We start from the raw sequence: 7168 nt of genomic DNA on the forward strand, positions 1-7168 counted from the left end.
CCTTAAGAAGATTATGGGGGAGAAGTATAAATGGCCAAAGCTTTTTTTGACGTATTTCCACAATTAAAACTCAGTGGACATACTAAAGAACTTATGGAGGAAACCAGGGTCGAGAAGGTTTCTGCCACGAGAAAGCAGGATTTTATCCGCATTTATATTTCTTCTGACTGTCTTATAGATAAACAGGAAATTCTCAAAGTTGAAAAAGAGATACGCACGCAGCTTTTTCCTAATGTATCTATAGTCATTAAGATATACGAGCGTTTTCATCTTTCTGCACAGTATACGCCGCAGAATCTTATGGATATCTACGGCGAAAGCATTCTGCAGGAATTCAAGACCTATAATCCAATTGAATATACACTTTTAAAGGGTGCTGACTTCAGGTACCCTTCTTTGGATGCAATGGAAATAGTCCTTGAAGATTCTGTCACATCTTCTCAGGAGGCACCTGAGATAGAACGCATAATGGACAAGATCATCAATGAACGCTGCGGTCTTAATATCAGAATATATACAGTTTTTGAAGAAAAGAAGGATAAGAAGAAGTCTCAGGTTCCTGATTACAGTGCAGAATCTGAAAGAATGTCAGCAAAACTTGAAGCAGCGCTTGAAGCAAAGAAAGCCAAAGATCAGGAAGATAAGAATAAGGATGCTTCAAAAGGAGCATCAAAAGCAAAAAGTACGTCTCAAGCAGATGCTAAGAAAGCAAATAGTGTAGATGCAAGCGTTCAGCAGGCAGCTGAAGAAGCAGCAGCTGCTATGGCTAATGACAAGGGCGGAACGACAAGTGCAGGAGAAGGTAGCGTCAATCAAAACCGTGCACCTTCAGGCTTTGGAGGTAAGAAATTCGGAACCTGGAAAAAGGGCGGCTTTGGCGGTCCTATGAAAAAGTCTGATGATCCTAACGTAATATACGGAAGGGATTTTGATGATGATGCAATGCGCCTTTCTGAAGTAGATGGAGAGATTGGCGAAGTCACAATACAGGGTAAAGTTATAAGATATGAGGAAAAACCTCTAAGAAATGGTGAAAAGACCATTGTCATGTTCGATCTTACAGACTTTACTGATTCTATAACTATTAAACTATTCGTAAAGAATGAAGATCTGAGTGATCTTAATAAAGACCTTAAGGCAGGTGCCTTTATCAAAGTCAAAGGTATCACCATGATCGATAAGTTTGATCATGAGCTTACAATAGGATCAGTTGGTGGTATCAGAAAGATCAATGACTTTACTGTTAAACGTAAGGATAATGCTGAAGTTAAAAGAGTCGAACTTCATTGCCATACCAAGATGAGTGATATGGATGGTGTATCTGAAGTAAGTGATATAGTAAAGCAGGCCTACAAGTGGGGCATGCCGGGAATAGCTATTACCGACCATGGCGTAGTTCAGGCTCTTACAGATGCCAACCATGTATGGGAAGATCTGTATGGCAGCGCCTGCAAGGATGCTAAAGCAAATGAACTCCCTGTTCCTGACAGACAGAATTTTTTCAAACTTATACTTGGAGTAGAGGGTTATCTTGTTGATGACCTTGTAGAGATAGTCAGAAATGGCAAGGGTCAGGATATAAAGGATACAACCTTTGTTGTATTTGATATTGAGACGACAGGCTTTTCACCTCTTAAGAACAAGATCATAGAGATAGGTGCCGTTAAGGTTAGAAATGGTGAGATCCTTGAAAGATTTTCAGAATTCATAAACCCACAGGTTCCTATTCCTTTCCGTATAGAAAAGCTTACATCCATAACTGATGAGATGGTCATGGGAGCACCAACTCGTGATGTCATTATTCCAAAGTTCGTAGAATTTTGTAAGGATGCAGTCCTTGTAGGACATAACGTTGGATTTGATATAAGCTTTATTAACCAGAACTGTAAAGAACTTGGAATTGAAGCGGATTTTTCTACAGTAGATACCATGTGGCTTTCACGTGTATTCTTCCCTCATCAGGCCAAGCATACACTTGATGCTACAGCTAAAACCCTTAATGTTATACTTGATCATCATCACAGAGCTGTAGATGATGCTGAGTGTACAGCATATATTTTCCTAAAATTCCTTCCAATGCTTGAGGAAAAAGGGGTAACAGATCTTACTAAGATGCAGGAGTTTGGACAATCAACTCCTGAAATGATAAAGCACTTAAGACCTCACCATGTGATCATCCTTGCAAAGAACACTCTTGGAAGGTGTAATCTTTATACCCTTGTTAGTAAATCTCATCTGGACTATTTCAGAAGATTTCCGCTTATTCCTAAGTCTGTCCTTTCACAGTACAGAGAAGGTCTTATCATAGGTTCAGCATGCTGTGCGGGCGAATTGTACGGAGCTGTAGTAGAAGACAGACCGGAAACAGAAATAGCAAGACTTGTAAATTTCTATGACTATCTTGAGATACAGCCTGTTGGAAATAACCATTTCATGGTCGATTCGGAAAAATATGACAGTATTGAATCAGATGATGATATTCGCGAAGTTAACCGCAAGATAGTAAAACTTGGCGAGCAGTTCCATAAGCCGGTTGTTGCTACCTGTGATGCTCACTTTTTGAATCCTGAAGATCAGATTTACAGGACTATCATCCAGGCGGGACGAGGCTTTGATGATGAAGAACCGGCTCCTTTGTATGTAAGAACTACTCAGGAGATGCTTGCGGAATTTGATTATCTTGGCAATGACAAGGCCTTTGAAGTATGTGTCACTAACACAAGAAAGATCATGGATATGTGCGACTCGGTATCTCCGGTTCGCCCTGATAAGTGCCCTCCTGTAATCGAAGATTCCGATAAGACACTTGAAAAGATCTGTTATGACAAGGCACATGAAATATATGGAGAAGAGCTTCCTGAAATAGTTGATGCAAGACTTAAAAGAGAACTTAACTCCATTATCAAGAATGGATACTCGGTTATGTATATCATAGCCCAGAAGCTTGTTTGGAAGTCCAATGAAGACGGATACCTTGTTGGATCCAGAGGATCTGTAGGTAGCTCTTTTGTTGCATTTACATCTGGTATTACAGAGGTTAATGCTCTTGCTCCTCACTATATATGTCCGCGCTGTCATTACAGCGATTTTGATTCTGAAGAGGTAAAGGCATTTAGTGGTAAAGCCGGAGTGGATATGCCTGATAGAAGATGCCCTAAGTGCGGTCATATGCTCCTTAAAGACGGATTCGATATCCCTTTTGAAACCTTCCTTGGATTCAAAGGAGATAAGGAGCCTGATATCGACCTTAACTTCTCAGGTGAATATCAGTCCAAAGCTCATAAGTATACTGAAGTTATCTTTGGTTACGGACAGACCTTCAGAGCAGGAACAATTGCTGCTCTTGCTGATAAGACAGCCTATGGTTATGTCAAAAAATATTATGACGAGATCGGTGTTCCAAAGAGAATGGCTGAGATCAATAGAATAGTTGCAGGATGTACCGGTATAAGAAGAGGTACAGGTCAGCACCCGGGAGGAATCGTAGTTCTTCCTGTTGGTGAGGATATTAATACATTTACACCTGTTCAGCATCCTGCTAATGACCAGACAACAGCAACAATCACAACCCATTATGATTATCACTCTATTGATCATAACCTCTTAAAACTTGATATTCTCGGGCATGATGATCCTACCATGATCAGATTCCTCATGGACTGTACCGGTGTTGATCCTAAGGATGTACCTTTTGATGATCCTCTTGTAATGGAACTCTTTGAAGATACAGGATCTCTCGGAATAACACCCGATCAGATAGGCGGAACTCCGCTTGGCTGCCTTGGTATACCGGAATTTGGTACCGATTTTGCCATGAACATGGTTGTTGAGGCTAAGCCTACATCACTTAGCCACCTTATAAGAATATCAGGTCTGTCACACGGTACAGATGTATGGCAGGGTAATGCCCAGGTACTTATCAGTAACGGAACAGCAACTATCGATACAGCTATCTGTTGCCGAGATGATATCATGATCTATCTTATCCAGAAGGGACTTGATCCTTCTGACTCATTCAAGATCATGGAATCAGTCCGTAAGGGTAAGGTTGCCAAAGGCAAAGAGCCTAAGTGGGATAAATACAAAGAGGACATGAGAGCGCATGATGTACCTGAATGGTATATAGGATCCTGCGAACTTATTAAATACATGTTCCCTAAAGCTCACGCTGCTGCATACGTTATGATGGCCTGGAGAATAGCTTATTTTAAGGTTTATTGTCCTCAGGCATTTTATGCTGCATGGTTCTCAATAAGAGCCAAGGCCTTTTCATATCTTGATATGTGTCAGGGAGAGAACCATCTTCACGGAAGAATGCAGGAACTTAAAAATAAAGAGAAGATGTCTCCAGTAGAAGAAGCTGAGTACTACGACATGAGACTTGTAGAAGAAATGTATGAAAGAGGCATAGAATTTGAGCCTATAGATATATTTAAGGCCAAATCACGTCTTTTCCAGGTCGTAGGAAATAAGATAATGCCTTCACTGAAAGCATTTGACGGTATGGGTGAAAAAGCTGCGGATGCCGTTGTGGAAGCTGCTAAAGATGGACCTTTCCTTTCTAAGGATGACTTTAAAGAAAGAACCAAATGTCCTCAGAAGGTAGTAGATGCAATGGCAGAAATAGGACTTCTTGGAGATCTTCCGGAGTCTAATCAGATATCGCTGTTTGATTTTATGAACTAAGTCATTTCTTTTGGGTACCGATATCAGTACAAATATAAAAGCGGGATAGAGGCTTGAGATGATTATTGCAAAGTATTTTGTGGAATTTGTAATCTACAGCTTTTTAGGCTGGATATATGAATGTACATATTGCAGTATTAAATCAAAACACTGGAGTAACAGAGGATTTCTTTACGGCCCTGTATGTCCTATTTATGGAGTTGGAGCGATCAGCTGTTCGATAATATTTGGTAATTTCAATCTGACTCTGGAAGGCGAAACTCCTATATGGGAAATATTTGTAATATGTGCTTTTGGAAGCGCGATACTTGAATATGCAACAAGTTATATACTTGAAAAAAGATTTAACGCCATGTGGTGGGACTATTCAAACACTCCGTTTAACATAAACGGAAGAATATGCCTTCCTGCTACTATGGGATTTGGAATTGCCGGAATAATAGTAGTCAAATTCATACTTCCTGTTGCAGAATCTGTAAAAGGACAGATGCAGCCTGTATTTGCAGAAATACTTGCACTGTTCTTTATGGGAGTTTTAGCAGCAGATACAGCTCTTACAGTGCAGTCACTTATTGACCTTACACAAAAGCTTGACAATTTTGAAGTTGGTTTTAATAATAAGATAGAAGAAAATATTAAAGCTATTCATGAAATGCCTGGCGAAATACGTGAAAAATATGCATCATTTACGTCAAAGCTTACTGAAAGACAGAAATATGCATTGTATTCAATTAAGAAATATACATCGCAGTCCAGATCGTTTTCGGCAGCAAGTATAAAGAATTATTTGGAAAGTATTGGTTCTAAGATTAAGAAGAATCTGCCTGAACGACATGAAAAGCAGTCAGAGGATTCGGAATAGGAATTATTAGTATTTATGACCAGATTTGAGAGAGAAAAACATTTCAGATTACTCGTAAGTGAACTTGCTGAAGATGTGAGATCGCAGCAGATGAAGAATTTTATACAGCATGGCCGTATCACAACTTATGATCACTGCATGAGAGTAGCAAGACTTTCGTATTTGCTTAATAATGCATTAAAGGTTAAGTCTAATGAAAAGGAGCTTATAAGAGGGGCTTTTCTTCATGATTATTTTCTATATGACTGGCATAAAGATTATGTGCTCAAAAAGGCACCTGAGAACTGGTTTTATCCTTTAAAACTGGTTCACCAGTTCTTTCATCTTCACGGCTTTACACATCCGCAGTCAGCTATGGAGAATGCAAAGAGAGATTTTAATCTTACAGACAAAGAGGCACAGATAATCAGAAGTCATATGTGGCCACTGACATTTTTCCATCCTCCAAAGTCCAGAGAAGCTGTACTTGTATGTGCTGCTGACAAGATTGCATCGCTTCAGGAAACAGTAGCAATGCGCAGAGCAAAATAAAAAATTATAAAAAAATCAAAATAACACTTGCATTATTAAAAATATCATGGTATCTTATTCAAGTCGGTCAGGTGCACCGACTTAATATGGCTCGTTGGTCAAGAGGCTAAGACGCTGCCCTCTCACGGCAGAATCACCGGTTCGATTCCGATACGAGCTACTGACTGTTATTAACCGCTGAAGCGGTATATGAACAGCCCAACCCGAAAGTTACCGCAGATTGAAATTTGCGGTATATTTTTTGCCTTAGATACTGGTCTTTAGATCTTTATTTCAAGGCGCTGGTAGCCTGCCCGTCGAAAACTTGACGTTTTTGCATATTAGTGGTATGGTTATAAAGTAATTATGTGGTTTTGGAGTGGACTTTCGCGAGTCCACTTTTTTGTTGCACAAGCCCTGCAAGTAAAAACTTGCAATAAAAGTATTATGTGAAAGGTGGCATATGTCGAGAAAAGAAGATATTGAACGCAAGACGGAAGAGATACTTGTTCCGATTGCACAAAAGCACGGCACAACAGTTTATGATGTTGAATATGTCAAGGAAGCAGGTGACTGGTATCTGCGAGCTTATATTGACAAGGAAGGCGGAGTAAACATTGGAGACTGCGTTGATGTAAGCCATGATCTGTCAGATGCACTTGATGCGGATGATTTTATTGAAGATGCTTACACATTAGAGGTTTCAAGCCCGGGGCTTGGAAGACAGCTCAAAAAGGACAGACATTTTGAGAACAGTCTGGGCCTTGATGTAGATTTAAAGACATATAAGCCTGTGGATGGCTGTAAGGAATTTACCGGCGTCCTTAAAGCATATGATGCCGATACAGTAACTATAACCATTCAGGATATAGATAAGATTTTTTCAAGAAAAGATATTTCAGTCATTAGACTGTCACTGGATTTTTAATGGTGATGCGTGAAAACGCAGAAAGGAAGAAGAGGAAAAGACATGAGTAAAGAACTTATGGAAGCACTTGATGCATTGGAGAAAGAGAAGAATATCAGTAAGGAAAGCCTTTTTGATGCAATTGAGAATTCTCTCATGACCGCATGCAAGAACAATTTTGGCAAGGCGGACAATGTAAAAGT

At 39.8% G+C, this 7168-nt stretch carries 5 protein-coding genes and 1 tRNA gene; all 6 read left to right on the forward strand.

Annotated elements, in window-relative coordinates:
* Positions 1-30 precede the first annotated feature (30 nt).
* A complete protein-coding gene (locus tag K6G87_RS08885) occupies positions 31-4686 on the forward strand; it encodes a PolC-type DNA polymerase III (RefSeq protein WP_296836041.1) in 4656 nt (1551 codons plus the stop codon).
* Between the two features lie 58 nt (positions 4687-4744).
* Positions 4745-5548: a putative ABC transporter permease gene (locus tag K6G87_RS08890; protein ID WP_296836043.1), complete on the forward strand. Its 804-nt coding sequence runs from the start codon at positions 4745-4747 to the stop codon at positions 5546-5548.
* A 15-nt stretch (positions 5549-5563) separates the two neighbouring features.
* Positions 5564-6079, forward strand: a complete 516-nt coding sequence (locus K6G87_RS08895; RefSeq protein WP_296836045.1) for an HD domain-containing protein — start codon at positions 5564-5566, stop codon at positions 6077-6079.
* A gap of 88 nt (positions 6080-6167) precedes the next feature.
* Positions 6168-6239: transfer RNA gene (locus K6G87_RS08900), tRNA-Glu, on the forward strand.
* A gap of 282 nt (positions 6240-6521) precedes the next feature.
* A complete protein-coding gene (rimP, locus tag K6G87_RS08905; protein WP_296836048.1) occupies positions 6522-6986 on the forward strand; it encodes a ribosome maturation factor RimP in 465 nt (154 codons plus the stop codon).
* A gap of 42 nt (positions 6987-7028) precedes the next feature.
* Positions 7029-7168, forward strand: a 140-nt coding sequence (locus K6G87_RS08910) for a NusA N-terminal domain-containing protein (RefSeq protein WP_296836054.1), incomplete at its 3' end; no start/stop codon positions are given.

The organism is Butyrivibrio sp., from assembly GCF_024699075.1.

Bases quoted from the DNA above. Each gene is read 5' to 3' on its own strand.
- K6G87_RS08885 (WP_296836041.1), top strand. From the start codon at position 31: ATGGCCAAAGCTTTTTTTGACGTATTTCCACAATTAAAACTCAGTGGA.
- K6G87_RS08890 (WP_296836043.1), top strand. From the start codon at position 4,745: ATGATTATTGCAAAGTATTTTGTGGAATTTGTAATCTACAGCTTTTTA.
- K6G87_RS08895 (WP_296836045.1), top strand. From the start codon at position 5,564: ATGACCAGATTTGAGAGAGAAAAACATTTCAGATTACTCGTAAGTGAA.
- rimP (WP_296836048.1), top strand. From the start codon at position 6,522: ATGTCGAGAAAAGAAGATATTGAACGCAAGACGGAAGAGATACTTGTT.